General features: G+C 65.2%; 1 protein-coding gene. It reads left to right on the top strand.

Annotated features, from left to right (window positions below):
- Positions 1 to 771: pirin family protein (locus IEZ15_RS44105; protein ID WP_189282537.1), on the top strand; the 771-nt coding region annotated here is incomplete at its 5' end.
- Between the last annotated feature and the right edge of the window lie 86 nt (positions 772 to 857).

Here is an 857-nt window from a genome sequence, read left to right on the forward strand (position 1 = left end):
GACACGGGCGGCATGGACGTCGCGCCCCATCCGCACACCGGTCTGCAGACGGTGAGCTGGCTGTTCAGCGGGGAGATCGAGCACCGGGACAGCATGGGCAGCCACGCGTTCGTCCGGCCTGGTGAGCTGAACCTCATGACGGGCGGGTACGGCATCAGCCACTCGGAAGTCTCCACCACCCGCACCACGATCCTCCACGGCGTCCAGCTGTGGGTGGTGCTTCCCGAAGAACACCGGCACACCGGCCGTGACTTCCAGCACTACGTCCCGAGCCCGGTCCGGATGGACGGAGCCGAAGTCAGAGTGTTCCTGGGGACGCTGGCAGGTGACACCTCTCCGGTGCGGACCTTCACGCCCCTGATCGGAGCCGAAATCATCCTTGAGCCACGTTCGACGACCACGCTCGATATCGACACCGGCTTCGAGCACGGCCTTCTCGTCGACCACGGGGATGTCCGTATCGCTGGAACAACCCTGCACCCGGCGGAGTTGGGTTACCTCGGTACGGGAAACGACACACTGACGCTGGCGAACGAGACGGATACCACTGCGAGGGTGGTCCTGCTCGGCGGGACGCCGTTCGAGGAACAGATCGTCATGTGGTGGAACTTCATCGGCCGGAGCCACGAAGACATTGCCGAGGCCAGGGAAGCGTGGCAGAACGCATCCGACCGCTTCGGCAAGGTCGATGGTTACGACGGCGACCGCCTTCCCGCGCCCGCCCTTCCCAACGCCACCATCGCACCGCGCAAAAACCCGACGCGCCACTGAAAGGCATACGATGACGCAGCCCGCCGCCGCTCCGACTGTCCAGCGAGTGGACCCCGAACACCGTTACGAAATCCTGGTCGACGGCA

The organism is Streptomyces atratus, from assembly GCF_014648655.1.
GTDB classification, from domain to species: Bacteria; Actinomycetota; Actinomycetes; order Streptomycetales; family Streptomycetaceae; genus Streptomyces; species Streptomyces atratus.